At 66.6% G+C, this 26,993-nt stretch carries 26 protein-coding genes; 16 read left to right on the top strand and 10 right to left on the bottom strand.

What is annotated here, in order from left to right:
- Window positions 1-43 precede the first annotated feature (43 nt).
- Entirely contained in the window at window positions 44-1,423 is a 1,380-nt protein-coding gene (locus MYA_RS11170; RefSeq protein ID WP_014723495.1) for an amino acid permease, read from the top strand.
- Window positions 1,424-1,553: 130 nt separating this feature from the next.
- The gene (locus tag MYA_RS11165; RefSeq protein ID WP_011885778.1) at window positions 1,554-2,324 is read left to right on the top strand and encodes a COG4705 family protein; all 771 of its coding nucleotides are present in this window, start codon (window positions 1,554-1,556) and stop codon (window positions 2,322-2,324) included.
- Window positions 2,325-2,379: 55 nt separating this feature from the next.
- On the opposite strand, the gene dut is transcribed toward MYA_RS11165, so the two are convergent.
- From dut to MYA_RS11140, 5 genes are all read right to left on the bottom strand, one after another.
- Entirely contained in the window at window positions 2,380-2,826 is a 447-nt protein-coding gene (gene dut / locus MYA_RS11160) for a dUTP diphosphatase (protein ID WP_011885777.1), read from the bottom strand.
- 55 nt (window positions 2,827-2,881) lie between these two features.
- A complete protein-coding gene (gene coaBC / locus MYA_RS11155) occupies window positions 2,882-4,093 on the bottom strand; it encodes a bifunctional phosphopantothenoylcysteine decarboxylase/phosphopantothenate--cysteine ligase CoaBC (RefSeq protein WP_041493880.1) in 1,212 nt (403 codons plus the stop codon).
- A gap of 67 nt (window positions 4,094-4,160) precedes the next feature.
- A complete protein-coding gene (gene lspA, locus MYA_RS11150; RefSeq protein WP_014723493.1) occupies window positions 4,161-4,661 on the bottom strand; it encodes a signal peptidase II in 501 nt (166 codons plus the stop codon).
- 2 nt (window positions 4,662-4,663) lie between these two features.
- On the bottom strand, window positions 4,664-7,501 hold the full coding sequence (gene ileS, locus MYA_RS11145; RefSeq protein WP_014723492.1) for an isoleucine--tRNA ligase: 2,838 nt from the start codon (window positions 7,499-7,501) through the stop codon (window positions 4,664-4,666).
- A gap of 102 nt (window positions 7,502-7,603) precedes the next feature.
- A complete protein-coding gene (locus MYA_RS11140) occupies window positions 7,604-8,596 on the bottom strand; it encodes a bifunctional riboflavin kinase/FAD synthetase (RefSeq protein WP_011885773.1) in 993 nt (330 codons plus the stop codon).
- Window positions 8,597-8,718: 122 nt separating this feature from the next.
- Here MYA_RS11140 and purN point away from each other — a divergent pair, with 122 nt between their 5' ends.
- From purN to nadC, 6 genes are all read left to right on the top strand, one after another.
- The gene (gene purN / locus MYA_RS11135) at window positions 8,719-9,381 is read left to right on the top strand and encodes a phosphoribosylglycinamide formyltransferase (RefSeq protein ID WP_011885772.1); all 663 of its coding nucleotides are present in this window, start codon (window positions 8,719-8,721) and stop codon (window positions 9,379-9,381) included.
- Window positions 9,378-10,640, top strand: a complete 1,263-nt coding sequence (locus MYA_RS11130; protein ID WP_011885771.1) for an RsmB/NOP family class I SAM-dependent RNA methyltransferase — start codon at window positions 9,378-9,380, stop codon at window positions 10,638-10,640. The genes purN and MYA_RS11130 overlap by 4 nt, the downstream gene beginning before the upstream one ends.
- Window positions 10,641-10,658: 18 nt before the next feature.
- On the top strand, window positions 10,659-12,050 hold the full coding sequence (locus tag MYA_RS11125; RefSeq protein ID WP_011885770.1) for a mechanosensitive ion channel family protein: 1,392 nt from the start codon (window positions 10,659-10,661) through the stop codon (window positions 12,048-12,050).
- A gap of 220 nt (window positions 12,051-12,270) precedes the next feature.
- The gene (locus MYA_RS11120) at window positions 12,271-13,467 is read left to right on the top strand and encodes a DesA family fatty acid desaturase (protein WP_011885769.1); all 1,197 of its coding nucleotides are present in this window, start codon (window positions 12,271-12,273) and stop codon (window positions 13,465-13,467) included.
- A gap of 282 nt (window positions 13,468-13,749) precedes the next feature.
- Window positions 13,750-14,886, top strand: coding sequence for a quinolinate synthase NadA (gene nadA, locus MYA_RS11115; RefSeq protein WP_014723490.1), 1,137 nt, complete (start codon window positions 13,750-13,752; stop codon window positions 14,884-14,886).
- Complete coding sequence (nadC, locus tag MYA_RS11110) at window positions 14,883-15,764, top strand: carboxylating nicotinate-nucleotide diphosphorylase (RefSeq protein WP_014723489.1); 882 nt, start codon at window positions 14,883-14,885, stop codon at window positions 15,762-15,764. The genes nadA and nadC overlap by 4 nt, the downstream gene beginning before the upstream one ends.
- A 78-nt stretch (window positions 15,765-15,842) precedes the next feature.
- Here the strand turns inward: nadC and nadB are convergent, their stop codons facing one another.
- The 4 genes from nadB to radC all read right to left on the bottom strand — a co-directional run bounded on the left by nadB (window position 15,843) and on the right by radC (window position 19,036).
- On the bottom strand, window positions 15,843-17,429 hold the full coding sequence (nadB, locus tag MYA_RS11105; RefSeq protein ID WP_011885766.1) for an L-aspartate oxidase: 1,587 nt from the start codon (window positions 17,427-17,429) through the stop codon (window positions 15,843-15,845).
- A gap of 172 nt (window positions 17,430-17,601) precedes the next feature.
- On the bottom strand, window positions 17,602-17,769 hold the full coding sequence (gene rpmG / locus MYA_RS11100) for a 50S ribosomal protein L33 (RefSeq protein ID WP_006478046.1): 168 nt from the start codon (window positions 17,767-17,769) through the stop codon (window positions 17,602-17,604).
- Between the two features lie 17 nt (window positions 17,770-17,786).
- The gene (gene rpmB, locus MYA_RS11095) at window positions 17,787-18,020 is read right to left on the bottom strand and encodes a 50S ribosomal protein L28 (protein WP_004186391.1); all 234 of its coding nucleotides are present in this window, start codon (window positions 18,018-18,020) and stop codon (window positions 17,787-17,789) included.
- A 239-nt stretch (window positions 18,021-18,259) separates the two neighbouring features.
- The gene (radC, locus tag MYA_RS11090; protein WP_011885765.1) at window positions 18,260-19,036 is read right to left on the bottom strand and encodes a RadC family protein; all 777 of its coding nucleotides are present in this window, start codon (window positions 19,034-19,036) and stop codon (window positions 18,260-18,262) included.
- Between the two features lie 135 nt (window positions 19,037-19,171).
- Between radC and MYA_RS11085 the strand changes: the two genes are divergently transcribed.
- The 8 genes from MYA_RS11085 (at window position 19,172) to MYA_RS11050 (ending at window position 26,495) form a co-directional block, all read left to right on the top strand.
- Complete coding sequence (locus MYA_RS11085; RefSeq protein ID WP_011885764.1) at window positions 19,172-19,627, top strand: FKBP-type peptidyl-prolyl cis-trans isomerase; 456 nt, start codon at window positions 19,172-19,174, stop codon at window positions 19,625-19,627.
- Between the two features lie 2 nt (window positions 19,628-19,629).
- Window positions 19,630-20,610, top strand: a complete 981-nt coding sequence (ispH, locus tag MYA_RS11080; RefSeq protein WP_011885763.1) for a 4-hydroxy-3-methylbut-2-enyl diphosphate reductase — start codon at window positions 19,630-19,632, stop codon at window positions 20,608-20,610.
- Window positions 20,611-20,880: 270 nt separating this feature from the next.
- The gene (locus MYA_RS11075) at window positions 20,881-21,714 is read left to right on the top strand and encodes a branched-chain amino acid ABC transporter (protein ID WP_080957740.1); all 834 of its coding nucleotides are present in this window, start codon (window positions 20,881-20,883) and stop codon (window positions 21,712-21,714) included.
- A gap of 211 nt (window positions 21,715-21,925) precedes the next feature.
- The gene (locus MYA_RS11070) at window positions 21,926-22,876 is read left to right on the top strand and encodes a branched-chain amino acid ABC transporter permease (RefSeq protein ID WP_011885761.1); all 951 of its coding nucleotides are present in this window, start codon (window positions 21,926-21,928) and stop codon (window positions 22,874-22,876) included.
- Window positions 22,877-22,895: 19 nt separating this feature from the next.
- Window positions 22,896-24,065 carry an ABC transporter permease subunit gene (locus MYA_RS11065; RefSeq protein WP_011885760.1) on the top strand — a complete coding sequence of 390 codons (1,170 nt, stop codon included), beginning with the start codon at window positions 22,896-22,898 and terminating at the stop codon, window positions 24,063-24,065.
- A gap of 24 nt (window positions 24,066-24,089) precedes the next feature.
- Window positions 24,090-24,866 carry an ABC transporter ATP-binding protein gene (locus tag MYA_RS11060; protein WP_011885759.1) on the top strand — a complete coding sequence of 259 codons (777 nt, stop codon included), beginning with the start codon at window positions 24,090-24,092 and terminating at the stop codon, window positions 24,864-24,866.
- On the top strand, window positions 24,866-25,582 hold the full coding sequence (locus MYA_RS11055; RefSeq protein WP_011885758.1) for an ABC transporter ATP-binding protein: 717 nt from the start codon (window positions 24,866-24,868) through the stop codon (window positions 25,580-25,582). Before MYA_RS11060 ends, MYA_RS11055 begins: the two co-directional genes overlap by 1 nt.
- A 241-nt stretch (window positions 25,583-25,823) precedes the next feature.
- On the top strand, window positions 25,824-26,495 hold the full coding sequence (locus MYA_RS11050) for a DUF2278 family protein (RefSeq protein WP_014723486.1): 672 nt from the start codon (window positions 25,824-25,826) through the stop codon (window positions 26,493-26,495).
- 29 nt (window positions 26,496-26,524) lie between these two features.
- Here MYA_RS11050 and MYA_RS11045 read toward each other — a convergent pair whose 3' ends face one another.
- On the bottom strand, window positions 26,525-26,980 hold the full coding sequence (locus MYA_RS11045; RefSeq protein WP_011885756.1) for a GNAT family acetyltransferase: 456 nt from the start codon (window positions 26,978-26,980) through the stop codon (window positions 26,525-26,527).
- Window positions 26,981-26,993: the final 13 nt, after the last annotated feature.

The raw sequence follows: 26,993 nt of genomic DNA, 5'->3' as shown, positions 1-26,993 counted from the left end.
CGGCGCCAGCGGCGCCACGGCGGTGCAGGGGAGTGGTAACGCAGTGACACAACAACAACGATCGTTCGACAACATCGTCGCGCGTGAACAAGGGTTGCGCCACGCGCTCACATCGGGGCAGATGGCGATGATCGCGATCGGCGGCGCGATCGGCACGGGGCTGTTCCTCGGCAGCGGGTTCGCGATCGGACTCGCAGGCCCGAGCGTGCTGGTTTCGTATGCGATCGGCGCGCTGATCGCGCTGCTGCTGATGGGCGCGCTCGCCGAAATGACGGTCGCGCATCCGACGGCCGGCTCGTTCGGCGCCTATGCGGAGCACTACGTCGGCCCGCTCGCGGGCTTTCTGGTGCGCTACGCGTACTGGTTCGCCGTGGTGTTCGCGATCGGCACCGAGATCAGCGCGATCGCCGTATTCATGAAGTACTGGTTTCCCGCCGTGCCCGGCTGGTACTGGGTGATCGGCTTCTCCGCGCTGCTGATCGCCGTGAACTTGGCGAGCGTCACGTTGTACGGGTCGGTCGAATACGCGTTCTCGCTGCTGAAGATCGCGGCGATCATCGTGTTCATCGTGCTCGGCGCCTATCTGGTGTGGTCGGCGCCGCCGGCGTCCGGCATCGGCTTGGCGAACTACACCGGCCACGGCGGCTTCATGCCGAAAGGGCCGTGGGGCACCTGGGTCGCGGTGATCGTCGCGATCTTCAGCTACATGAGCATCGAGGCGGTCGCGATCGCGGCCGGCGAGGCGCGCGATCCGCAGCATGCGGTCACGCGCGCGTTCCGCTCGACGGTATTCCGGCTCGTGCTGTTCTATCTGCTGACGCTGGCGCTGATGCTCGCGATCGTGCCGTGGACGCAGGCCGGCACCGACGAAAGCCCGTTCGTGAAGGTGATGGCCGCGACGCACGTGCCGTACGCGGCCGGCGTGATCAACTTCGTGCTGTTGATCGCGGCGCTGTCGGCGATGAACAGCCAGCTCTACGTGACGACGCGGATGATGTTCAGCCTGTCGCGCGCGCGGCTCGCGCCGGCGGTGTTCGGGCGGGTGGGCGACAACGGTGTGCCGCGTGCGGCGCTGTGGATCTCGACCAGCGGCGTCGCGGTCGCGGCCGTGCTGGTCGCGCTGTCGCCCGGCACCGCATTCACCGTGATGATGGCGATCGCGATGTTCGGCGCGCTGTTCACGTGGCTGATGATCTTCGTCACGCACCTGCGCTTTCGTGCGCGCTACAGCGGCCCGGCGCTCGCGTTCCGCATGTGGGCGCATCCGTTCGGCAGCCTGCTCGGTGCGGCGCTCGTAGGCGCGATCCTGCTCACGACCGCGTTCACGCACGCATTCCGGATGACGATGGTGGTCGGCGTCGTGTTCGTCGTGCTACTGACGCTCGCGTACGCGCTGCATTACCGGCATCGGCACGCGCGGTGATGCGTGGTGGCACGCGGCCGGGCGCGCCGGCGAGCCGCTAAGCTTGCGTTAAGCCGGCGGCGCGTACAGTCGAACCCGTTCGCGATTCAGGGCCGCCTGGCGGCCCATCGCCATTCGCAAAGGGGTTCGGATGAAGAAGCTTCCTGAAATCACGCTCGCGTTCTGGATCATGAAGATCTGCGCGACGACGCTCGGCGAAACGGGCGGCGACCTGCTGTCGATGACCCTCGACGTCGGCTACGCGGCAAGCTCGCTGCTGCTGCTCGGTTTCTTTCTCGTGACGCTCGGCGCGCAGCTGCGGGCCACGCACTATCGCCCGGCGCTCTACTGGGCCGTGATCGTCGCCACCAGCACGGCCGGCACGACGATGTCCGACTTCATGGACCGCACGCTCGGCCTCGGCTACGCAGCCGGCTCGTCGATTCTCGTCGCGATCCTGCTGGCGACTTTCGCGGTGTGGCGGCTCAGCGGCGAATCGCTTTCGGTGGACCTGATCCGCACGCGTCGCGTCGAGCTGCTGTACTGGGTGGCGATCCTGTTCTCGAACACGCTCGGCACCGCGCTCGGCGACTTTCTCGCGGACAGTTCGGGCCTCGGTTTCGGCGGCGGCGCATTGCTGATCGGCAGCCTGCTCGCGGCGATCGTGCTCGCGCGCTATCTCACCCGCGTCTCCGGCGTGCTGTTGTTCTGGGCGGCGTTCGTGCTCACGCGTCCGTTCGGCGCGACGCTCGGGGACTGGCTCACGAAACCGGCCGCCAAGGGCGGCCTGGCACTCGGCACGGTCGGCTCGTCTGCCGTATTGCTCGGCGTGCTGGTCGCGATGGTGATCTACGCGAGCATCGCGCAGGCGCGGCGCCGCGAGCGGACACCCGTGCGCATCGCGCAAACGGCCGGCCGCTGAGCGGCACCCGGAAAAGCAAAAGGGGCCGCGCGGCCCCTTTTCGATGCGGCGCGGCTCAGTGCCGGCCGGTGCTGCCGAAGCCGCCTTCGCCGCGCTCGCTTTGCGCGAAGTCGTCGACGATGTTGAACTGCGCCTGCACGACCGGCACGATCACCAGTTGCGCGAGCCGTTCGAACGGGTTCAGCACGAACTCGCTCTGGCCGCGGTTCCACGTCGACACCATCAGTTGGCCCTGGTAGTCGGAATCGATCAGGCCGACGAGGTTGCCGAGCACGATCCCGTGCTTGTGACCGAGGCCCGAGCGCGGCAGGATCAGCGCCGCATAGCCGGGGTCCGCCAGATGGATCGCGAGGCCGGTCGGCACCAGCGTGGTTTCGCCCGGTTGCAGCGTGACGGGCGCGTCGAGGCACGCGCGCAGGTCGAGGCCTGCGCTGCCGGTAGTCGCATAGGCGGGCAGGTAGTCGCGCATGCGCGCGTCGAGAATCTTCAGATCGAGTTTCATGCGGTGGTCGAGTCGTTCGGGTAGGGCGCGGCGGCGCGAGCCGCCGCGCGGGAGATCAGATCAGTCGGTTGTCGGGCAGGCGCCGCGCGATTTCGGCGACGAGCACGTGGGCGAGTTCGTCCTTCGGCGCGCGCGGCAGCGGCGTGAGGCCGGCCGCCTCGAACAGCACCACTTCGTTGTCGTCGCGGCCGAACGTCAGCGGGCCGAGGTTGCCGATCAGCAGCGGCACGTTCTTGCGCTTGCGCTTTTCGTCGCCGTGCACGTCGAGGTCGCCGCTTTCGGCCGCGAAGCCGACGCAGTACGGCGGATCGGGCAGCGCGGCGACCGACGCGAGGATGTCGGGGTTCTCGACGAACGTGAGCGCCGGCATCTTGCGATCGGCGGTCTTCTTCATCTTGTGCTCGGCCGGCTGCTCGACGCGCCAGTCGGCGACCGCGGCCACCGCGATGAAGATGTCCGCGTCCGATACCGCGTGCATGACCGCGTCGTACATCTGCTGCGCGGTCTGCACGTCCTGCCGGTACACGCCCCACGGCGTGTCGAGCGCGACCGGCCCGGCCACCAGATGCACGTCCGCGCCGGCCTGCTGCGCGGCGCGCGCGAGCGCGAAGCCCATCTTGCCGCTCGAGCGGTTCGTGAGGCCGCGCACCGGATCGAGCGGCTCGAACGTCGGGCCGGCCGTGATCAGCACGCGGCGGTGCGCGAGCAGCTTCGGCGCAAAGTGCGCGACGATCGCTTCGTAGATCGCCTCGGGCTCGAGCATGCGGCCGTCGCCGACCTCGCCGCACGCCTGCGCGCCCGAATCGGGGCCGAGCACCGACACGCCGTCGGCCCGCAGCTGCGCCGCATTGCGCTGGGTGGCCGGGTTCTGCCACATCTGCCGGTTCATCGCCGGCACGACGAGCAGCGGGCAGTCGCGCGCGACGCACAGCGTCGACAGCAGGTCGTCGGCGAACCCGTGTGCGAGCTTCGCGAGGAAGTCGGTGGAGGCCGGCGCGATCACGATCGCATCGGCTTCGCGCGACAGGTCGATGTGCGCCATGTTGTTGTCGACGCGGGCGTCCCACTGGCTCGTGTAGACGGGCCGGCCGGACAGCGCCTGCATCGTGATGGGCGTGATGAACTGCGCGGCGGCTTCGGTCATCACGACCTGGACGGTCGCGCCGGCCTTCGTCAGCAGCCGTGTGAGCTCGGCGATCTTGTAGCAGGCGATGCCGCCCGTGAGGCCGAGGACGAGGTGTTTTCCTGCGAGTTCTGCGTGTGCCAACTCGGGTCTCCAAGGATCAAACGGAACGGCCGGCGTGAAGCCGGCCGTCGACACGGAGTATGCGCGCTCAGCGCGTGCCGCGCACGCGACGCAGTTCGTCGTAGATCAGCAGCACCGCGCCGACCGTGATCGCGGAATCGGCGAGGTTGAACGCCGGGAAATGCCAGCCGCCGAGATGGAAATCGAGAAAGTCGATCACGTGGCCGTACAGCAGCCGGTCGATCACGTTGCCGAGCGCGCCGCCGAGGATCAGCGCGAGCGACAGGCTGAACAGCCGCTGCTGGCCGTGCCGGCGCAACAGGTAGCAGATCACCAGCGTCGCGCCGATGCCGAGCGCGGTGAACGCCCAGCGCTGCCAGCCGCTCGCGGTCGACAGGAAGCCGAACGCGGCGCCGCGGTTGTACACCAGCACGAGATTGAAGAACGACATCAGCGCATGCTGCGCGCCGTACGCGAACGTTTTCAGGATCGCGATCTTCGACAGCTGGTCGAACAGGATCACGATCAGCGAAATGCCGAGCCAGGGCGCGAGCGCGCCGCTGGCCGGTTTCGACAGGGTTTTCGCCATGGTTACGCAGCGCTCCGGATTTCGCCGTTTTCAAACAGGTTCGAGAAGCAGCGGCCGCACAGCGTCGGATGCTCGGCGTGCGCGCCCACGTCTTCACGGTAGTGCCAGCAGCGTTCGCACTTCTGGTACTTCGACGCCGCGACGTCGACGCTTTCGTGCGCTTCGTCGTCGACCTTCACGACGCTTGCCGCCGACGTGATCAGCACGAACCTCAGATCGTCGCCGAGGCTCGTGAGCGCGTCGTAGCGCGCGCCGCTCGCGTGCACGGCCACTTCGGCCTGCAGCGATGAGCCGATGCGATTGGCGGTGCGGGCTTCCTCGAGCGCCTTCGTCACGTTGCCGCGCACGTCGCGCAGCAGCGCCCACTTCTCGATCAGCGCGGCCGCGCCGGCGACTTCCGGATACGCGTAGTACGTCTCCGTGAACACGGTGTCGCTCGCCGGCTGGAACACCTTCCATGCCTCTTCCGCGGTGAACGACAGGAACGGCGCGAGCACGCGCAGCAGCCCCTGCGTCAGATGGTAGAGCGCCGTCTGCGCGGAGCGGCGCGCGCGCGAATCGGCCGCGCTCGTGTACAGCCGGTCCTTCAGCACGTCGAGGTAGAAGCCGCCGAGATCTTCCGAGCAGTACGTCTGCAGCTTCGCGACGACCGGATGGAACTCGTATTTCTCGTAGTGGCCGAGCAGATCCGTCTGCAGTTGCGCGGAGAACGCGACCGCATAACGGTCGATCTCGAGCCATTCGTCGACCGGCACCGCGTGCTGCGCGAAATCGAAGTCCGACAGGTTCGCGAGCAGGAAGCGCAGCGTGTTGCGGATGCGGCGGTAGCCTTCCGTCACGCGCTTGAGGATCTCTTCGGAGATCGCCAGTTCGCCCGAATAGTCGGTCGACGCGATCCACAGCCGGATGATTTCCGCGCCGAGGCGGTTCGCGACTTCATGCGGATCGATGCCGTTGCCGAGCGACTTGCTCATCTTGCGGCCTTCGCCGTCGACCGTGAAGCCGTGCGTGAGCAGCCCCTTGTACGGCGCGCGGCCGTCGATCATCGCCGCGGTCAGCAGCGACGAGTGGAACCAGCCGCGATGCTGGTCCGAGCCTTCGAGGTAGAGGTCGGCCGGGAACTGCAGCTGATCCTTGTGCGACCCGCGCAGCACGTGCCAGTGCGTCGTGCCCGAGTCGAACCACACGTCGAGCGTGTCGCGGTTCTTCTCGTAGAGGTTCGCGTCGTCGCCGATCAGCTCGCGCGGGTCGAGCGACTGCCACGCCTCGATGCCCGACTGCTCGACGCGCTTCGCGACTTCCTCGAGCAGCTCGAGCGTGCGCGGATGCAGCTCGCCGGTTTCCTTGTGCACGAAGAACGCCATCGGCACGCCCCATTGGCGCTGGCGCGACAGCGTCCAGTCGGGACGGTTCGCGATCATGCTGAACAGCCGCTGCTTGCCCCACGACGGGTAGAACGCGGTCGCGTCGATGCCTTCGAGCGCCGTTTCGCGCAGCGTCTTGCCGCCGGCGTGCGGCGTCACGTCCATGCCGGCGAACCACTGCGACGTCGCGCGGTAGATGATCGGCGTCTTGTGGCGCCAGCAGTGCATGTAGCTGTGCGTGTACTTCTCGCTGCGCAGCAGCGAGCCGGCCGCGCGCAGCGCCTCGACGACCTTCGGGTTTGCATCCCAGATCGACAGGCCGCCGAACAGCGGCAGCGATTCGATGTAGCGGCCGTCGCCCATCACCGGGTTGATGATGTCGGAGTCGGTCATCCCGTGCGACTTGCACGAGACGAAGTCTTCGATGCCGTACGCGGGCGACGAATGGACCACGCCGGTACCGGTGTCGGTCGTCACGTAGTCGCCGAGGTAGACGGGCGCGGTGCGCTTGTAGCCGGGGTGGGCCGAGGCGAGCGGATGGTGGAAGCGCAGGTTCGCGAGCTTCACGCCCGGCGCGGTCGCGACGATGCGGCCGGTCAGCTTGAAGTCGGCCATGCAGGCTTCGACGCGCTCCTCGGCGATGATCAGCAGCCCGCGCTCGGTGTCGACCAGCGCATAGACGATCTCGGGATGGAGGTTCAGCGCCTGGTTCGCCGGGATCGTCCACGGCGTGGTGGTCCAGATCACGATGCCGCCGTCGGCGCGCGGCAGCGCCGGCAGGCCGAACGCCTGTGCGGTCTTTTCCGGCTCCGCGAACGCGAACATCACGTCGATCGTCGGGTCGGTGCGGTCCTTGTACTCGACTTCCGCCTCGGCGAGCGCCGAGCCGCAGTCGAAGCACCAGTTCACCGGCTTGAGCCCGCGGTACACGTAGCCCTTCTCGATGATCTTGCCGAGCGCGCGGATCTCTTCCGCCTCGTTCACGAAGTTCATCGTCTTGTACGGATTGGCCCAGTCGCCGAGCACGCCGAGGCGCTTGAAGCCGACCTTCTGCTTCTCGATCTGCTCGGTCGCGTACGCGCGCGCCTTGCTCATCACTTCGGCGGCCGGCAGCGACTTGCCGAACTGCTTTTCGATCTGGATCTCGATCGGCATCCCGTGGCAATCCCAGCCGGGCACGTACGGCGCGTCGAAGCCGGCCATGTTGCGCGACTTCACGACGATGTCCTTCAGGATCTTGTTGACCGCGTGACCGAGGTGGATGTCGCCGTTCGCATACGGCGGGCCGTCGTGCAGGATGAACTTCGGCCGGCCCTTGCTGGCCGCGCGGATTTTCTCGTAGATGCCGCGCTCTTCCCACTCCTTCACCCACTGCGGCTCGCGCTTGGGCAGATCGCCGCGCATCGGGAACGGCGTGTCGAGCAGGTTGACCGGATACTTGGCCTGCGGTTTCGAATCGGCTTTCTTGTTGCTCATGGTGGGATCGCTATCTAAATCGGGGGACGCTCGAGCGTCGTGAATCGGGGATGCGCGCGGTTCGGCGGCGCGAGGGTGCGGCGCGCGGCGCCGCCGTCCGGATCAGCTAATTCGGTCGGTCGCCGACGTCGAGAAGCCGGTCGCGCGGCTGCCCGGTGCGCGTGCGCGCTCCACGAAATACGCGCGCGCGTTCGCGACGTCGAGCGCGATCGCGCGCGACAGCGCCTCGAGATCGTCGTATTTGGCCTCGTCGCGCAGCTTCTTCAGGAATTCGACGCGGATCAGCTTGCCGTACGCGTCGCCATGCCAGTCGAGCAGGTGGACTTCGAGCAGCACGCGGCCGGAATCGTCGACGGTCGGGCGCACGCCGAGGCTCGCGACGCCCGGCAGCGGCGCCGGCCCGAGGCCGTGCACCTGCACGACGAAGATGCCGGCGAGCGCCGGCCGCTTGTGCGCGATCGGCAGGTTCAGCGTCGGGAAGCCGAGGTCGCGGCCGAGCTTCAGCCCGTGCGCGACGTGGCCGCTGATCGCGTAGCCGTGGCCGAGCGCCTGCGCGGCCGCGTCGAGATCGCCGGCGGCGAGCGCCGCGCGCACGCCGGAGCTCGAAATGCGCGTGCCGTCGCTGCCGGCCACCGTGTCCATCTGCTCGACCTCGAAGCCGTGCAGCTCGCCGGCGGCCTTCAGCGTGTCGAAGGTGCCCGCGCGCTTCGCGCCGTAGCAGAAATCGTCGCCGACCATCATCCAGCGCGTGTGCAGGCCGCCGACCAGCGTGCGTTCGACGAACGCCTGCGGCGACTGGCTCGCGAACGTGTGGTTGAAGTGCTCGACGACGACGCGATCGACGCCGTGCTCGCGCAGCGCCTCGAGCTTGTCGCGCAGCATCGCGATGCGCGGCGGCGCGCCGGCCGGGTTGAAGAACTCGCGCGGATGCGGCTCGAAGGTCATCACGCACACGGGCAGCCCACGCGCGTCCGCTGCCGCGCGCACGCGCGCGAGCAAGGCCTGGTGGCCGCGATGGACACCGTCGAAGTTGCCGATCGTCAGCGCGCAGGGCGCGCGGCTCTCGGCGTTGGGCAGGCCGCGGAAGACTTTCACGATAGCGGATGCAGCGTCGGGGAATGAGCGGTGGAATGCCGCAAAGCAGAAGATTATAAACGTTCGGGCGGCCTGGCGGCCGAGAAGGCAGGAAACGCGGGGGCGAATGGTAAAATTCGCGGATGAAAAAACTCGTGATCCTGATTTCCGGTCGCGGCAGCAACATGGAGGCCATCGTCCGCGCGTGCGCGCAGGAACGCTGGCCGGCCCAGGTCGCCGCCGTGATCGCCAACCGGCCCGACGCGGCCGGCCTGGCTTTTGCCGCGTCGCACGGCGTGGCGACCGCGGTGGTCGACCATCGCGCCTTCGACGGCCGCGACAGCTTCGACGCGGCGCTCGCCGCCGAAATCGACCGCTTCGCGCCCGATCTCGTCGTGCTGGCCGGCTTCATGCGCATTCTCACCCCCGATTTCGTCAGACGATATGAGGGTCGGCTGCTGAACATCCATCCGTCGCTCCTGCCGAGCTTCAAGGGCGTGCACACGCATCAGCAGGCGCTGGACGCCGGCGTCGCGCTGCACGGCGTGACCGTGCATTTCGTCAGCCCCGAACTCGACAGCGGCGCGATCGTCGCGCAGGGCGCGGTGCCCGTGCTGGCCGGCGACGACGCCGCGGCGCTCGCGCAGCGCGTGCTGGCGGTCGAGCACGTGCTGTATCCGCGTGCGGTGCGCTGGTTCGTCGAAGGCAGCCTGCGCCTCGAGAACGGCCGGGCAGTGGTGGCGCCGCAAGAGGCGCGCTGGATTTTCGCGGATCAACCGCATACCGAAACGAGCGAGGGCGTATGAAGCTGCACGGATTTCTGATTGGCCAGACCGAGACCTTGCTGGCGGAGGTGCTCAAGTTCGCCGGCCCGGCCGACGCGACCACGAGCCGGTTCTTCCGCGCGCACCCGAAGCTCGGCCATGCCGAGCGCGGCGTGATCGCCGAGGCGGTGTTCGCGGTGCTGCGCCGCAAGATGGAGTTTTCGCACCTCGCCGAAAGCGGCACGGGCAGCCCCGCGCGGCGCCTGACGCTGCTGGGCCTGATGCAGACGCTCGGCCGCAACGCGCTGAAGCCGTTCGTGTCGGACAACGAGGCCGCGTGGCTCGAGCACGTGTCGAAGATCGACCCGGCGAGCCTGCCGGTGCGCGTGCGCACGAACCTGCCGGACTGGATCTACCAGGCGCTGTCGGCGCGTTTCGATGCCGACGAGCTCGCGCAGCTCGCCGCCGCGCTGAACTACCCGGCGCCGCTCGACCTGCGCGCCAACGTGCAGAAGGCGACGCGCGACCAGGTGATCGACGCGCTGCGCGCGAACGGTATCGAGGCGGGCGCGACGCCGTTCGCGCCGAACGGCGTGCGCGTGGTCGGCAAGCCGGCGCTCACGCGCCTGAAGCTGTTCGAGGAAGGCCAGATCGAAGTGCAGGACGAGGGCAGCCAGCTGCTGTGCTCGCTGGTCGCGCCGCGTCGCGGCGAGATGGTCGTCGATTTCTGCGCGGGCGCCGGCGGCAAGACGCTCGCGCTCGGCGCGATGATGCGTTCGACCGGGCGCCTGTACGCGTTCGACGTGTCGGAAAAGCGTCTCGCGAAGCTCAAGCCGCGCCTCGCGCGCAGCGGGCTGTCGAACGTGAACCCGGTGTTGATCGACAGCGAGCACGATGCGAAGATCAAGCGGCTCGCCGGCAAGATCGACCGCGTGCTGGTCGACGCGCCGTGCAGCGGGCTCGGCACGCTGCGCCGCAATCCCGACCTGAAGTGGCGCCAGACGCGCACGTCGATCGACGAGCTCGCGCCGAAGCAGGCGTCGATCCTCGCGAGCGCCGCGCGGCTCGTGAAGAAGGGCGGCCGGCTCGTGTACGCGACCTGCAGCGTGCTGGACGCCGAGAACGAGGCGATCGTCGAGCAGTTCCTGGCCGATCACCCCGACTTCGTGCTCGTGCCCGCGCAGAAGGTGCTGGCCGACCAGCGCATCGAGCTCGATACCGGCGACTACCTGTCGCTGTGGCCGCATCGCCACGCGACCGACGGCTTCTTCGCCGCGGTGCTCGAGCGGCGTGCGCAGTAACGACGGCGGGCCGGCATGATGGAGAGTCTGCAGAGCCGTCTGCTGTCGCACCGGCTGGCGTCGGTGATTCGCGATTTCCACCAGCCGGTGATGATCTGGCAGGCGGCGATCCTCGTCGGCGCGCTGTGCTTCGCGTGGCTCGCCGCGCGCTTCGCGCATGCGCGCATCGACGCGCGCCGCCGGGCGGCCGGCCGCGCACCCGGCGCGGGCGCGCAGAGCCTGCAGCGTGCGCTGTTTCCGCTGTTCGGCGGGGTGTTCGTCGGCATTGCGGAGCTCGGTTTCGAGCCGTTCATGTCGACGTCGCTGCTGTCGCTCGCGCTGGTGCCGCTGTTCGGCATCGGCTTGATCTACGTGCTGTTCTTCTTCGCGCGGCGCGTGTTCGCGCGCGACGGACACACGCATGCGTGGCTGTCGATCGTCGAGAAGATCGTGTCGAGCGTCGTTTGGGTCGCGATGGTGCTGACCGTGCTCGGCATCCAGCGCGACGTGCTCGGCTGGCTCGACAGCGTGCAGTTTCGCGTCGCGAACGCGCATCTGACGCTGCTGTCGGTGATCTCCGGCGCGCTGTGGGTCTGCGTGACGCTGATGGTCGCGATGTGGCTCGGCTCGGTGCTGGAGGAGCGTCTTGCGCGCGCGACCACGCTCGACGCGAACCTGAAGGTCGTGATGTCGCGGGTCGGCCGCGCGCTGCTGGTGTTCGCGGCGGTCCTGATCGGCCTGTCGCTGGTCGGCATCGACGTGACCGTGCTCGGCGTGTTCGGCGGCGCGCTCGGCGTCGGCCTCGGCTTCGGCTTGCAGAAGATCGCCAGCAACTACGTATCGGGCTTCATCATCCTGCTCGATCGTTCGCTGCGGCTCGGCGATGCGATCAGCGTCGGCGGCCTGCAAGGCGTCGTCACGCAGATCCGCACGCGTTATACGGTCGTGCGCGGGCTGGACGGCAACGAGACGCTGATTCCGAACGAAAAACTGATCACGGACGTCGTGCAGAACCAGTCGTCGTACCTGACGCGCGGCTACGCGAAGCTCGCGGTACAGGTCGCCTACACGAGCGACGTCGAGCAGGCACTCGCCTTGCTGGCAGAGGCTGCGCAGGGCGTGCCGCGCGTGCTCGACGAACCGGCGCCGACGCCGTATCTGGTCGGCTTCGGGGCGGACGGGATCGACCTCGAGCTGGGTTTCTGGATCGAGGATTCGGCGAAGGGCACGTCGGGCGTGCGTTCGGCCGTGAATCGCAACATCTGGCGGCTGTTCACCGAGCACGGCATCTCGATCCCGTTTCCGCAGCGGGAAGTGCGCGTGGTCGGGCTGCCGGAAGGTTTTGGTTTTGGCGCGACCGGCGTGGTGGCGGAAGGCTCGCCGGTTTCGGCCGATGCCAGCGCCCCGGCCGGGCATGCGTCGGCGGCGTAGCGGGGCGGGCCGCTGCGAGTCTGATGCAGCGGCGGCCACAATCGGATCGTTGGCCGTCGCCGGTCCGGAGGTGGACTATCGTCGTTGCGTCATGACAAGAAAATATTCATTTTTTACAAAGACTTGGAACGGTTGAAGTAAAATTCCGGTCTACACGCGGTATGCTTTCATTTTTCTGACGTCGGCTTGGCCGGCATCGCTCTCACCACAGGTAACTGCCTTGTTGAATTCCCTGCTCGATTTTCTTTCCCACGGGCTTCTGCGCTTTTCGTGGTGGCAGGTCGCGCTGTTCGCGCTGGCCGTCACGCACGTGACGATCATCGGCGTGACGGTGTATCTGCACCGCTGCCAGGCGCACCGCGCGCTGGAGCTGCATCCGATCGCCAGCCACTTCTTCCGCGTATGGCTGTGGATGACGACCGGCATGCTGACGGGTCAGTGGGCCGCGATCCACCGCAAGCATCACGCGAAGTGCGAAACCGAGGAAGACCCGCACAGCCCGCAGACGCGCGGCATCTGGAAGGTGTTCCTCGAAGGCGCCGAGCTGTATCGCGCCGAAGCGAAGAACGAGGAGACGATGCGCAAGTTCAGTCACGGCACGCCGAACGACTGGATCGAGCGCAACGTGTACTCGAAGTATCCGATCCTCGGCGTGAGCCTGATGATGGTGATCGACGTCGCGCTGTTCGGCGTGCTCGGTCTGACCGTGTGGGCCGTGCAGATGGTCTGGATCCCGTTCTGGGCCGCCGGTGTCGTGAACGGTTTCGGCCACTTCTGGGGCTACCGCAACTTCAACTCGGCCGATGCGAGCACGAACCTGTTCCCGTGGGGCATCGTGATCGGTGGCGAAGAGCTGCACAACAACCACCACACGTTCGCGACGTCGGCGAAGCTGTCGAACAAGTGGTACGAGTTCGACATCGGCTGGATGTACATCCGCATCATGTCGGCATTCGGCCTCGCGAAGGTGAAGAAGATCGCGCCGACGCCGCGCCTGAACAAGCCGAAGACGGTGCTCGATCAGGAAACGCTGCAGGCCGTGCTGTCGAACCGCTACGAAGTGATGGCGCGCTACGGCAAGGCCGTCAAGCGTGCGTACCGTCAGGAGCTTGCGCATCTGAAGGAGCTCGGTTCGCGTGACAAGTACCAGCTGATGCGCGGCGCGCGCAAGTGGTTCCACAAGGATGCCGACGGTCTCGACGAGCCGCAGAAGAAGCTGCTCCCGGAGATTTTCGCGAACAGCCAGAAGTTGCATACGTACTACCAGTTGCGCCAGGATCTGGCTGCGATCTGGGATCGCTCGACCGCATCGCGCGAACAGCTGCTCGCGCAATTGCAGGATTGGTGCCATCGCGCGGAACAAAGCGGCATCAAGTCGCTGCAGGAATTTGCGACGCGCCTGCGTCGCTACGCCTGATTCGAAATCGATTAGAATCTTAGGACGTCACAAACCCCGCGCTGGCGGGGTTTTTTCTTTTGGGCCGACGTTTTGTCCAGGTCGGATGAAGGCGGCGGAATAGGGTTGAAACTTCGGGCGACCGGGAAGTGTGGAGTTCACGTAGGCGCTGAAGCGCCAAGGTGGGCCGACCGCAAAGCATGGGGCCTTCGTAAGCGCTGAAGCGCCAACGTGGGTCGACCGCGAAGCATGGGACCCACGTAAGCGCTAAAGCGCTAACGTGGGTCGACAGGAGATATGGAGATGGAATCGACGATCAAAGCCGTCGAGTACGACCGACCGGTCTCGGCCGGGACCGTCTGTAGCGTCGGGCAAGCATGGGCCAAAGTGCCCGATGCACCGTCCGCCGAAGAGCGCGCCGCTCTCAAGGCACGCATCAAGACGCTGCTCGCACGCGAAAAGGCCGTGCTGGTCGCCCACTATTACGTGGACGCCGAACTGCAGGAACTGGCCGACGAAACCGGCGGATGCGTCGCCGATTCGCTCGAAATGGCCCGCTTCGGCCGCGACCACGACGCACAAACGCTCGTCGTCGCCGGCGTGCGCTTCATGGGCGAAACCGCGAAGATCCTCAGCCCCGGCAAGCGCGTGCTGATGCCCGATCTCGACGCCACCTGCTCGCTCGACCTCGGCTGCCCGGCCGACGAATTCTCGGCGTTCTGCGACGCCCATCCCGATCGCACCGTCGTCGTCTATGCGAACACCAGCGCCGCCGTGAAAGCGCGCGCGGACTGGATGGTCACGTCGTCGATCGGCCTCGAGATCGTCGCCGACCTGCACGCACGCGGCGAAAAGATCATCTGGGCGCCGGATCGCCATCTCGGCAGCTATATCCAGAAGAAGACCGGCGCGGACATGCTGCTGTGGCAAGGCTCGTGCCTCGTGCACGACGAATTCAAGGGCATCGAGCTCGACTTGCTGCGCGCCGAATACCCGGACGCGAAGGTGCTCGTGCACCCCGAGTCGCCGGAAAACGTCGTCGCGCAGGCGGACGTCGTCGGTTCGACGACGCAGTTGATCGACGCCGCGGTGAAGCTCGACGCGACGCACTTCATCGTCGCGACCGATCTCGGCATCCTGCACAAGATGCAGCTCGCCGCACCGGGCAAGACCTTCATCGCCGCGCCGACGGCAGGCAACAGCGCAACCTGCAAGAGCTGCGCGCATTGCCCGTGGATGGCCATGAACGGCCTCGCGAACCTCGCCGACGTGCTCGAGCGCGGCCACAACGAGATCTTCGTCGATCCGGTGATCGCCGCGCGTGCGCGCGTGCCGATCGACCGGATGCTCGATTTCGCAGCGGCCCACAAGAAGCGCGTGCAGGCGAGCGGCGATCTGCAGCGCGATCAGCAACTGTTCGCGAACGTGGGGGCGGCATGAGCGACGCGGTATCCCCGCTGTTCGACAGCGTCCGTGTGCAATACGGCGCGGCATTCGACGAAGCGATCGCGCGCAACGTCGCCGACGCGATTGCCGAAGACGTCGGCGCCTGCGACCAGACCGGACGCCTCGTGCCGGCCGACGAGCGGCGGCGCGCGCGCATCATCGTCCGCGAGGAAGCGGTACTGTGCGGCGTGCCGTGGTTCGAGGCCGTGATCGCGCGCATCGATCCGTCGATCGTCGTGCAGTGGCGCTATCGGGAAGGCGACCGGATGACGGCCGACTCGACCGTCTGCGAGCTCGACGGGCCGGCGCGTGCGCTGCTCACCGCCGAGCGCAACGGCTTGAACTTCCTGCAGTTGCTGTCGGGCGTCGCGACGGCGACGCGCCGTTACGTCGATCGTGTCGAAGGCACGCGCGCGAAGATCCTCGATACGCGCAAGACGCTGCCGGGCCTGCGGCTCGCGCAGAAGTACGCGGTGCGCGTCGGCGGCGGCGAGAACCAGCGGCTCGCGCTGTACGACGGGATTCTGATCAAGGAAAACCACATCGCGGCGGCCGGCGGAGTGGGCGAGGCGCTCGACGCCGCGTTCGCGCTGAACGCCGGCGTGCCGGTGCAGATCGAGGTCGAGACGCTCGCGCAGCTCGACACGGCGCTCGCCCATGGCGCGCAGTCGGTGCTGCTCGACAATTTCACGCTCGACATGATGCGCGAGGCCGTGCGCGTCGCGGCCGGCAAGGCGGTGCTCGAAGTGTCGGGCGGCGTCAATTTCGATACGGTGCGCACGTTCGCGGAGACGGGCGTGGACCGCATCTCGATCGGCGCGCTGACGAAGGACGTGCGCGCAACGGACTATTCGATGCGCATCGTCGACTGAGCCCGACCTGTCGTCCGATATGAAAAGGCCGCCGGCGCTTGCACGCCGGCGGCTTTTTTTTGCGACCTGCGTAGCCGCTCAGCGGCGCGAGCGCGGCGTGAGCACGCTCGGCAGCGCCTTCGGCAGCGTGTGCGGCCAGTCGCGGCTGAAGTGCAGCCCGCGGCTTTCGCGGCGCGAATACGCGCTCTTCACGATCAGCGTCGCGACATCGACGAGATTGCGCAGTTCGAGCAGATCGCGCGTCACGCGGAAGTTCGCGTAATACTCCTGGATCTCGTCGCGCAGCAGCGACAGCCGGTGCTTCGCGCGTTCCAGGCGCTTGTCGGTGCGCACGATGCCGACGTAATTCCACATCAGGCGGCGCAGTTCGTCCCAGTTGTGCGCGACGACGACTTCCTCGTCCGCATCCGACACGCGGCTTTCGTCCCATGCGGGCAGCTCGGCCGGCGTCTGGGTGTCGAAGCCCGCCGCCTCGATCGCCTCGGCGGCCGCGCGGCCGATCACGAGACATTCGAGCAGCGAGTTGCTCGCGAGCCGGTTGGCGCCGTGCAGCCCGGTGTACGACGTTTCGCCGACCGCATACAGGCCGGTGAGGTCGGTGCGTCCGGCGAGGTCGGTGACGACGCCGCCGCACGTGTAGTGAGCGGCCGGCACGACCGGAATCGGCTGCTTCGCGATGTCGATGCCGAATTCGAGGCAGCGCGCGTAGATCGTCGGGAAGTGCTCGCGCAGGAACGCCTCCGGCTGATGGCTGATGTCGAGATACACGCAGTCGATGCCGCGCTTCTTGATTTCGAAGTCGATCGCGCGCGCGACGATGTCGCGCGGCGCCAGCTCGGCGCGCGGATCGTGCGCGGGCATGAAGCGCGTGCCGTCGGGCAGTTTCAGCAGGCCGCCTTCGCCGCGCACGGCTTCCGAAATCAGGAACGACTTCGCATACGGATGGAACAGGCAGGTCGGATGGAACTGGATGAACTCCATGTTCGACACGCGGCAGCCTGCGCGCCACGCCATCGCGATACCGTCGCCGGTCGCGGTGTCGGGATTGGTCGTGTACAGATAGACCTTGCCGGCGCCACCGGTGGCGAGCACCGTGTGCGGCGCCTCGATGGTGATCGTGCGGTCGTTGTCGACGTCGAGCGCGTACAACCCGTGACAGCGCCGGCCGGGCAGGCCGAGCCGGTCCGACGTGATCAGGTCGATCGCGTGGTGGTTCTCGAAGAACGTGATGTTCGGATGCTGGCGTGCGCGCTCGGACAGCGTCGCGAGCACCGCATGGCCGGTCGCGTCGGCCGCGTGGATGATCCGGCGGTGGCTATGGCCGCCTTCGCGCGTGAGGTGGAAGCCGAGTTCGGCCGCGTCGTCCTTCGTGAACGGCACGCCGTGGGAGATCAGCCATTCGATCGCTTCTCGGCCGTGCTCGACGATGTAGCGCGTCGCGCCTTCGTCGCATAGCCCGCCGCCGGCGACGAGCGTGTCGTCGACATGATTCTCGATGCTGTCCGCCGAGTCGAGCACGGCGGCGATGCCGCCTTGTGCGTAGTCGCTGGCGCCTTCCATCATCGATCGTTTCGCGATCAGCGCGACGCGCCGCGTGCTGGCCAGATTCAGCGCGACCGACAGCCCTGCCAGGCCGCTGCCGACGATCGCCACATCGAATTTCATGCTATCTCCATCTTTACGCTTCAGGTCTCGTGCGCTCCGTCGGCCGTCGCGACGGAAAGGGGAGAGCATACCGCGTCGGGCTTGCATGTGCGTGCGGAAACGTGCGCGCAAAACGAAAAGCCCCGCATGTGCGGGGCTTTTCGGTCGCCGTCAGGCTGCAGAAACCAGGAGATTACTTGATCTTGGTTTCTTTGTATTCCACATGCTTGCGGACGACGGGATCGAACTTCTTGATCGCCATCTTTTCCGGCATGTTGCGCTTGTTCTTCGTGGTCGTGTAGAAATGACCCGTACCAGCGGTCGACTCGAGCTTGATCTTGTCGCGTGCGCCTTTTGCCATGATTGTGCTCCTTGGGCTTAGGCTTCGCCGCGTGCGCGCAGGTCAGCGAGCACGGAATCGATGCCGTTCTTGTCGATCAGGCGCAGGCCGGCGTTCGAAACGCGCAGGCGCACCCAGCGGTTTTCGCTCTCTACCCAGAACCGGCGGTTTTGCAGGTTCGGCAGGAAGCGGCGCTTCGTCTTGTTGTTGGCGTGGGAAACGTTGTTGCCGCTCATCGGCGCTTTCCCAGTTACTTGGCATACGCGTGCCATGAGAGCACTCCTAATACGCTAAATTCGGGGTTCGATCGCCGGTGAAGGTTCTCATCGCACCGCCACGTGATCCATGGCTGCACTCAGAACGCCGAAGCCCTTACAGACAAGGCCCTTCGATGGCTAGAACTGGTTGGAAAAAAGACAGACGGCGATTCTAGCAGAAAAAGTTCAGAAAAATCAAACCTAATTTCGCGTTGCCGTCGCGGCGACCCGCAAACGGTTCGCCGGGCCACAGTCTACAGCCAACCGGCGCGTGCGAAGGAAAATGTATCGGCCGTGCCGACCACGACGTGATCGAGCAGCTTCGCGTCGACGAGCGCGAGCGCCTCGTGCAGCACGCGCGTGAGCCGACGGTCTTCCGCGCTCGGCTGCACGGCGCCCGACGGATGATTGTGCGCGATGATCAGCGACGCGGCATTGAGCATCAGCGCGCGCCGCACGATTTCGCGCGGATAGACGGCCATCCGCGTGAGCGAGCCGCGCGCGCTTTCCTCGACCTCGATGAGGCCGTGCCGCGCATCCAGATACAGCGTGACGAACACTTCGTACGGGCGCATGCCGATCCTGAGCCGCAGATAGTCCTCCACCGCGCCGGGCGAGTCGATCGGCATCCGCCTGCGCGCCTTCTCGACCAGCGCGCGCCGCGTGATCTCGGTCACGGCGATCAGCACCGCGGCGCGCGCGTCGCCGATGCCGGGATGCGTGGTGAATACGCCGGGCTGCGCATCGAGCATGTCGCGCAGCGAGTCGCCGAACCGGGCGAGCAGGGCGCGCGCGCTGTCGAACACGTCGCGGCCGCCGCCGCCGGTGCCGAGCAGCAGCGCGACCAGTTCCGCGTCGGTCAGCGCCGCCGGCCCGCGTTCGAGCAGCCGCTCGCGCGGCAGGTGCGGCTTCCAGTTCCGCGCGCGCCGCTTGCGCGGCCACTCGATGGCGACCCGGTGGGCCGGAGCGGGCGCGGGGTCCGCGAGGTCGCGACATTCCGTCGCCGGGGCGGCGACGCAGGATGAAGGCATGTTCGAAACTCCAATGGCGGCGGGCACGGGCGCGACGTCGTCGCACTTTCAGCCTTGCGCGCGAAGGTGACTTACAATATTGACTTTGCGCCGGGCCTTGCGGCCCGTTCGGGCGCCGACGAACACGAGTCATTCATGAGCCTCATCGATCTATCCGAAGTGAAGCCCGGTTCCCATGTCACGCTGCATTACCGGCTTGCGCTGGCCGACGGCGCCGACATCGTCAACACCTTTTCCGACAAGCCAGCCACGCTGCTGCTCGGCGCTGGACAACTGGCGCCGTCGCTGGAACAGATTCTGCTCGGGCTGCGGGTCGGCGACCATTCGACTTTTCAGCTAACGCCGGAGCAAGGGTTCGGTCCCCGCAATCCCGAGATGCTGCAGCGCGTGACGCTGTCGACGCTGCGTGAGAACGGCATGGTCGGCGAAGACTTCACGCCGGGCGACCTGATCGAATTCAACGCGCCGGACGGCGGCCGCTATGCAGGTGTGCTGAAGGAAGTCAGCGAAACCTCGGCCCTGTTCGATTTCAATCATCCGCTCGCGGGCCAAGCGCTCACGTTCGAAGTGAAAATCATCGGAATTCTGTAACCATGAGCAACACCGATACGCTGCCCGGGCAGACCGTCGCAGCCGATGCCGAAATCCTGCTGGCACAGCCGCGCGGCTTCTGCGCCGGTGTCGACCGCGCGATTGAGATCGTCGAGCGCGCGATCGCGATGCACGGTGCACCGATCTACGTGCGTCACGAAATCGTCCACAACAAGTACGTGGTCGAGGATCTGAGGAAGAAGGGCGCGATCTTCGTCGAAGAGCTCGAGGAAGTGCCGGCCGGCAACACGGTGATCTTCAGTGCGCATGGCGTGTCGAAAGCCGTGCGCGACGAGGCCGACGTGCGCGGACTGCGCATTTACGACGCGACCTGCCCGCTCGTCACGAAAGTGCACGTCGAAGTCGCGAAGATGCGCCAGGACGGCGTCGACATCGTGATGATCGGCCACAAGGGCCACCCGGAAGTCGAAGGCACGATGGGGCAGGTCGAGCGCGGCATGCATCTGGTCGAAAGCGTCGAGGACGTCCAGAAGCTCGAACTCGCCGATCCGGAGCGCATCGCACTCGTCACGCAAACGACGCTGTCCGTTGACGACGCAGCCGAAATCATCGGCGCGCTGAAGGCGAAGTACCCGAAGATCCGCGAGCCGAAGAAGCAGGACATCTGCTATGCGACGCAGAACCGTCAGGACGCGGTGAAGTTCATGGCGCCGCAGTGCGACGTCGTGATCGTGGTCGGCAGCCCGAACAGTTCGAATTCCAGCCGCCTGCGCGAAGTCGCGGAGAAGCGCGGCGTGGCCGCGTACATGGTCGACGCGCCCGAGCAGATCGATCCGGCGTGGGTCGCCGGCAAGCGCCGCATCGGCGTGACGGCCGGCGCATCGGCGCCGGAAGTGCTCGCGCAGGCCGTGATCGCCCGGCTGCGCGAACTCGGCGTGCGCAATGTCCGCGCACTCGAAGGCATCGAGGAAAACGTGGCGTTTCCGCTGCCGCGCGGGCTGAATCTGCCGCCCGCCGCCTGATTGTCCGCTCCGCTTTCGCAATACCCGAAGCGCGCCTCCCGGCGCGCTTTTTTTTGCACCGCGAAAATGCAGGCGCAACCATTATTCACACCATTGGTGCAACCGGGTTGCTATCCGCGCGATTAAGCCCCTCTCAAAATTGGTTGCAATGCAGGAAAACCCCATCGCATCAGGATTATTGGCGTCTTGTAAATGGAGTTACAATGCGCCCGTTTTCAGGCCGGAATGGCTTTGAAATCGGGTTTTGGCAAGGCGCGGGAGACCTATTCAATGCATGTGAAGTTGGTGTACGCCATGTCCGTCGCCGCACCGGTTGCAATGCTCGGCCGGGGCAGCAAAAAGAGCGATGGCAGGGCAGTAGTGGCATATGCGGTTCCGGCAGCCAACGACGTGCGCGTTGCCATCACCGGTCATGCGCGGCGGGCCGTGTGCCGCATCGCGCAATCGGACAGTGACACGGATAACGGGGCAGGTTTGGCGAGCGACGCATTCAACGCGCAGCGCCCGAAGCACGGCATGCATTCGGCACGGTGCGCCGCGCGCGGCAGCGCAACGGGCACGGTGATTGCCGCAGCCCGCGCGGGCAACCGCGAGGCGACGACGGCGGCACGCGACACACCGCCGGCGCGTGCGCTTTGCGGCCAGATTCGCGGCAAGATCCGCGGCAACGCAGGCGACGTGCAGATGGCACCGCTCTCCTTTCATATCGATTCGACCTGGCAGCGTGTCGGCACGACGCATCGCGTCGTGGCCGGCGGCCTGTTTCGGTCCATGAATTCCGACGCGTGCCGGACGAAAGTCGGGCGCGTTCTTCGCGCAGCCGGTTCCGGCGCCGCGCGGGCAGCGGACGGCGCGCTTGCAGCGCAGGCGGCGCCGTTCGGCATCGGAGTACAAACCCTTGGCGACATCGGCGCGTGCGTCGCCAAGGTGGTCGAGCCCGCGGGCGACGCGGCGCGGAACCTGATCGGCCCGGACACGGCGTTCGCCGCGGCCCGGACGGAAAAAGGCACGGATTCCGGACAGCCGGACGCCGGGCGTGTCGGCACGCTGCCCTACGACTTCAAGGAGGCCAAGTACACCGTCCTCGACGTCGTGACGATTTAGCGACAGGACTCATGATGGCACCGAAACAGTGCGGTGCCGTTTTTGTATCCGCTCCGGCGGCAAGCCCGGCCGTACAGGCCGGGCGGTGCGCGCCGGGACGATCCACCCTTACCGGTATCGACTAGTACCCGCAGTGTCGCCGAGAAGGCGCGATTCCTCGCTTACCCGCGGGGCGCAACGTCATCCGGCAGCATGGGCCAAGGAGCTTTAAATGGATATTTTCATCCAACAGATCCTCAACGGGCTGGTGCTCGGCAGTGTGTACGCCATCATCGCGTTGGGTTACACGATGGTGTACGGCATTCTCGGCATCATCAACTTCGCGCACGGCGACGTGCTGATGATCGGCGCAATGGTCGCCCTGTCGGCGATCACCGTGCTGCAGAATCACTTCCCCCAACTCGGCAACGTCGCGACGCTGACGATCGGCCTGGGTATCGCGGCGGTCGTCTGCGCGTGCGTGGGCTACACGATCGAGCGCGTCGCATACCGGCCGCTGCGCCGCGCGCCGCGTCTCGCACCGCTGATCACCGCAATCGGCGTGTCGATCCTGCTGCAGACGGCCGCGATGATCATCTGGTCGCGTAACCCGCTGCCGTTCCCGCAATTGCTGCCGACCGATCCGATCAACGTGATCAAGGCAACCGACACGACGCCGGGCGCCGTGATCTCGGTGACCGAAATCGTGATCATCGCGGTGGCGTTCATCGTGATGGCCGGCCTGCTGCTGCTGGTGCACAAGACCAAGCTCGGTCGCGCGATGCGTGCGATCGCCGAAAGCCCCAACACCGCGAGCCTGATGGGCGTGAACCCGAACTTCGTGATCTCGGCGACGTTCATGATCGGCTCCGCGCTCGCCGCGCTGGCCGGCGTGATGATCGCGTCCGAATACGGCAACGTGCACTTCTACATGGGCTTCATCCCCGGCATGAAGGCGTTCACCGCGGCGGTGCTCGGCGGGATCGGCAACCTCGGCGGCGCGATGGTCGGCGGCGTGGTGCTCGGTCTGATCGAGCAGCTGGGTGCGGGCTACATCGGCAACCTCACGGGCGGCGTGTTCGGCAGTAACTACCAGGACGTGTTCGCGTTCGTGGTGCTGATCATCGTGCTGGTGTTCCGTCCGTCGGGCCTGCTGGGCGAACGTGTCGCGGACCGCGCGTAACGGAAGGGGAGCAAACAACATGACATCCATTCAACCGATCGAATCGTCGACGTCGCTCGTCGAAGAGCGCAACACGACGAAGACCGTCCTCATCGGCATCCTGACCGCGGCCTTCGTGATCGCCGCGCCGATCATCATCGGCTCGGCAGGCGGCAACTACTGGGTCCGCGTGCTCGACTTCGCGATGCTGTACGTGATGCTCGCGCTGGGCCTGAACGTCGTGGTCGGCTTCGCCGGCCTGCTCGACCTGGGCTACATCGCGTTCTACGCGGTGGGCGCCTACACGGCCGCGCTGCTGAGCTCGCCGCACCTGACCTCGCAGTTCGAGTGGATCGCGGCGCTCGCGCCGAACGGGCTGCACATCCCGTTCCTGATCATCGTGCCGATCGCGATGGCGCTGGCGGCGACCTTCGGGATCCTGCTCGGTGCGCCGACGCTGCGCCTGCGCGGCGACTACCTGGCCATCGTGACGCTCGGCTTCGGTGAAATCGTCCGGATCTTCATGAACAACCTCGACCGTCCGGTGAACATCACGAACGGCCCGAAGGGGATCACGGGTATCGATCCGGTGCACATCGGCGGCTTCAACCTGTCGCAGACGCACTCGCTCTTCGGCTTCCAGCTGCCGTCGGTCTACATGTATTACTACCTGTTCGTGCTGTGCTCGCTGCTGGTGATCTGGGTCTGTACGCGTCTGCAGCACTCGCGTATCGGCCGTGCATGGGCGGCGATCCGCGAAGACGAAATCGCGGCGAAGGCGATGGGCATCAACACCCGTAACGTGAAGCTGCTCGCGTTCGCGATGGGCGCATCGTTCGGCGGCCTGTCGGGCGCGATGTTCGGCGCGTTCCAGGGCTTCGTGTCGCCCGAGTCGTTCACGTTCTGGGAATCGATCGTCGTGCTCGCATGCGTCGTGCTCGGCGGCATGGGCCACATCCCCGGCGTGATCCTCGGCGCGGTGTTGCTCGCGATCTTCCCGGAATTCCTGCGTTCGACGATGAGCCCGCTGCAGCACGCGCTGTTCGGCCACGACATCGTCGACACCGAAGTGATCCGTCAGGCGCTGTACGGCCTCGCGATGGTCGTCATCATGCTGTATCGCTCCGAAGGCCTGTGGCCGGCGCCGAAGCATGAGGACAAGATCGCGAAACTGGCGAAGCGCAACAGCAAGAAGCCGGTGCGCGCTTAACCAACGGACAAGGGGATATCACACATGAGCGACAAGCAAATCCGATTGTCCGTCCAGGGCGTGAACAAGCGCTTCGGCGGCCTGCAGGCGCTGTCCGACGTCGGCCTCCAGATCAGGGAAGGCGAGATCTACGGGCTGATCGGCCCGAACGGCGCCGGCAAGACCACGTTCTTCAACGTGATCACCGGCCTCTACACGCCGGACTCCGGCGACTTCAAGCTGGACGGCCAGAACTACACGCCGACGGCCGTGCACCAGGTCGCGAAGGCCGGCATCGCCCGTACGTTCCAGAACATTCGCCTGTTCGGCGGGATGACGGCGCTCGAGAACGTGATGGTGGGCCGCCACGTGCGCACCAAGCACGGCCTGCTCGGCGCAGTGTTCCAGACGCCGGCCGAGCGCCAGGAAGAGCGCGAGATCAAGGAGCGCGCGATCGAGCTGCTCGATTACGTGGGCGTGCTGCAGTACGCGGACTACACGTCGCGCAACCTGTCGTACGGCCACCAGCGCCGTCTCGAGATCGCCCGTGCGCTCGCGACCGATCCGAAGCTGCTCGCGCTCGACGAGCCGGCGGCCGGGATGAACGCGACCGAGAAGGTCGAACTCACGCGCCTGCTCGACAAGATCCGCTCGGACGGCCGCACGATCCTGCTGATCGAGCACGACGTGAAGCTCGTGATGGGTCTGTGCAACCGGATGACGGTGCTCGATTACGGCAAGGTGATCGCCGAGGGTCTGCCGCAGGACGTGCAGAAGGATCCGAAGGTGATTGAGGCATATCTCGGCGCAGGGGTGCACTGATGGCAGCGGCAATGTTGAAAATCAAGGGCTTGCAGGTCAACTACGGCGGCATCCAGGCCGTCAAGGGCGTTGACATGGAAGTTCGCCAGGGCGAGCTCGTGACGCTGATCGGCGCGAACGGCGCAGGCAAGACCACGACGATGAAGGCGATCACCGGCCTGAAGCCGTACTCGGCGGGCGACATCGAGTACGAGGGCAAGTCGATCAAGGGCATTCCGCCGCACGAGCTACTCAAGCGCGGCCTCGCGATGGTGCCGGAAGGCCGCGGGATCTTCGCGCGGATGTCGATCATCGAGAACATGCAGATGGGCGCCTATCTGCGCAACGACAAGGACCAGATCAAGAAGGACGTCGACCGCATGTTCGGCTTCTTCCCGCGTCTGAAGGAGCGTGCGACGCAGCTCGCCGGCACGCTGTCGGGCGGCGAGCAGCAGATGCTCGCGATGTCGCGCGCGATCCTGTCGAAGCCGAAGCTGCTGCTGCTCGACGAGCCGTCGATGGGTCTGTCGCCGATCATGGTCGAGAAGATCTTCGAAGTGGTGCGCGAGATCTCGAAGGAAGGGATCACGGTGCTGCTGGTCGAGCAGAACGCACGCCTCGCGCTGCAGGCCGCCGACCGTGGCTACGTGATGGATTCCGGCACGGTGACGATGGAAGGCGACGCGAAGCAGATGCTCGACGACCCGAAGGTGCGCGCCGCGTATCTGGGCGAATGACCGCCGCGGCGAGGCGCCGGCGCATGCCGGCGCGTCGCCGGGTGCTTTCGAAAGGCTGTCACGGGATACCGTGGCAGCCTTTTTTCATGCGGTGCACCGCGCGGCGAACTGTGCGCGCGGATGCGACTCCATTGTCTCGACAGGGCGCAAGCCGGGCAGGCGAACGCCGGCAGGCGGCGCTGCGCAAACCGACACGCGGATTGCGTAGCATGGTCGATCCATCAGGACACGGAGAGCACGCATGAGTCTGGACTACGGTTTCGTGAAGGCGAAGGTGACGTCGGTGGCGCGGCTCAAGGGCTCGCCGCATGGCGGCGAGATCCAGTATCACGTCCACCTGACGCTCGCATTGCCGGGCGGCGACTGGGACGTCGCGATCAACGTCGGTACCAACGATGCGGACGACTTGCTGAACTACAAGCTCGTCTACGATTTCCACCATCCGCTCACGGCGACGCTCGCGGCGGCGGCCGAAGGCTATACCGATCTCACCGGGCAGAGCGCGCTGCCGGCGCTCGACTATCTGCGCAGCGACATCCTGAACGAGACGGGCACCTGGCGCGCGAGCGCGGTGATGGACGGCACCGAGCACGCGGAGCCGATCCCGTCGCTGCTGCGGCTCGTGAACGCGGCGCAGTCGCACGGGCTCGACGTGGTCGTGTTCGGCCGCACCTATTCGGAAGGCAACGGGATTCACGACACGCACATGAACCAGGGCTCGACGGGCTCGAACTACCTGCATCGCGCCGGCGACGACCACAACGATCACAACGACGTGTGGCAGGACGGCGCGCTGTTCGTGCGCGTGAGCGAGTCGCAATGGGCCGCGTATTTCGCGGCGTTCGAGCAGCAGGCCGTGCCGACCGACGCGCTCGGCAACCCGCTGCCGGGCGCCGGGCCGATCACGCACTGACGCCGGCATGCGCCGGCGGGCCGGTGCCGTCAGGCAGCCGGCAGCGCCTTGCCGAAGGTGATGCGCTCCTCGACGCGATAGCCGAGCGCCGCATAGAAGCGGCATGCATCGTCGTTGCCCGGCAGCACCTGGAGATTGATCTTCAGGCAGCCGAGCGTGGCGAGTGCGCGCTCGGCATGATCGAGCAACGCGCGGCCGATGCCGAGTCGTCGCGCGTCGTTCGCCACGCCGAACGAGTAGAGCCAGCCGCGATGTCCGTCGAAGCCCGCCATCAGCGTGCCGACCAGCCGGCCGCCGCAGATCGCGACGAAGAACAGCTCCGGCTGCGTCGCGAACTTCAGCTCGATCGATCGCAGCGGATCGCGATGCGGCGGCGCGCCGGCCGCGCTGTAGTTCGGGAACGCGTCGCGCCAGACGGCGAGGACCGCTGCGGTGTCGGCGCGTTCGAACGGACGGATGGTGACGACATCGGCGGCGGCATCCATCGCGGCGGTCTCC

Source organism: Burkholderia sp. KJ006 (assembly GCF_000262695.1).
GTDB classification, from domain to species: Bacteria; Pseudomonadota; Gammaproteobacteria; order Burkholderiales; family Burkholderiaceae; genus Burkholderia; species Burkholderia vietnamiensis.
The sequence above is the reverse complement of the archived record's forward strand: the minus strand, read 5'-3'. Positions and strand labels throughout refer to the sequence as shown.

Coding starts and splice junctions, on each gene's coding strand:
- MYA_RS11050 (WP_014723486.1), top strand. CDS start 25,824: ATGAGTCTGGACTACGGTTTCGTGAAGGCGAAGGTGACGTCGGTGGCG.
- radC (WP_011885765.1), bottom strand. CDS start 19,036: ATGCCTTCATCCTGCGTCGCCGCCCCGGCGACGGAATGTCGCGACCTC.
- nadA (WP_014723490.1), top strand. CDS start 13,750: ATGGAATCGACGATCAAAGCCGTCGAGTACGACCGACCGGTCTCGGCC.
- nadC (WP_014723489.1), top strand. CDS start 14,883: ATGAGCGACGCGGTATCCCCGCTGTTCGACAGCGTCCGTGTGCAATAC.
- MYA_RS11130 (WP_011885771.1), top strand. CDS start 9,378: ATGAAGCTGCACGGATTTCTGATTGGCCAGACCGAGACCTTGCTGGCG.
- MYA_RS11060 (WP_011885759.1), top strand. CDS start 24,090: ATGAGCGACAAGCAAATCCGATTGTCCGTCCAGGGCGTGAACAAGCGC.
- MYA_RS11065 (WP_011885760.1), top strand. CDS start 22,896: ATGACATCCATTCAACCGATCGAATCGTCGACGTCGCTCGTCGAAGAG.
- MYA_RS11070 (WP_011885761.1), top strand. CDS start 21,926: ATGGATATTTTCATCCAACAGATCCTCAACGGGCTGGTGCTCGGCAGT.
- MYA_RS11165 (WP_011885778.1), top strand. CDS start 1,554: ATGAAGAAGCTTCCTGAAATCACGCTCGCGTTCTGGATCATGAAGATC.
- nadB (WP_011885766.1), bottom strand. CDS start 17,429: ATGAAATTCGATGTGGCGATCGTCGGCAGCGGCCTGGCAGGGCTGTCG.
- MYA_RS11075 (WP_080957740.1), top strand. CDS start 20,881: ATGCATGTGAAGTTGGTGTACGCCATGTCCGTCGCCGCACCGGTTGCA.
- lspA (WP_014723493.1), bottom strand. CDS start 4,661: ATGGCGAAAACCCTGTCGAAACCGGCCAGCGGCGCGCTCGCGCCCTGG.
- MYA_RS11125 (WP_011885770.1), top strand. CDS start 10,659: ATGGAGAGTCTGCAGAGCCGTCTGCTGTCGCACCGGCTGGCGTCGGTG.
- MYA_RS11085 (WP_011885764.1), top strand. CDS start 19,172: ATGAGCCTCATCGATCTATCCGAAGTGAAGCCCGGTTCCCATGTCACG.
- rpmG (WP_006478046.1), bottom strand. CDS start 17,769: ATGGCAAAAGGCGCACGCGACAAGATCAAGCTCGAGTCGACCGCTGGT.
- rpmB (WP_004186391.1), bottom strand. CDS start 18,020: ATGGCACGCGTATGCCAAGTAACTGGGAAAGCGCCGATGAGCGGCAAC.
- ileS (WP_014723492.1), bottom strand. CDS start 7,501: ATGAGCAACAAGAAAGCCGATTCGAAACCGCAGGCCAAGTATCCGGTC.
- ispH (WP_011885763.1), top strand. CDS start 19,630: ATGAGCAACACCGATACGCTGCCCGGGCAGACCGTCGCAGCCGATGCC.
- MYA_RS11055 (WP_011885758.1), top strand. CDS start 24,866: ATGGCAGCGGCAATGTTGAAAATCAAGGGCTTGCAGGTCAACTACGGC.
- dut (WP_011885777.1), bottom strand. CDS start 2,826: ATGAAACTCGATCTGAAGATTCTCGACGCGCGCATGCGCGACTACCTG.
- MYA_RS11045 (WP_011885756.1), bottom strand. CDS start 26,980: ATGGATGCCGCCGCCGATGTCGTCACCATCCGTCCGTTCGAACGCGCC.
- purN (WP_011885772.1), top strand. CDS start 8,719: ATGAAAAAACTCGTGATCCTGATTTCCGGTCGCGGCAGCAACATGGAG.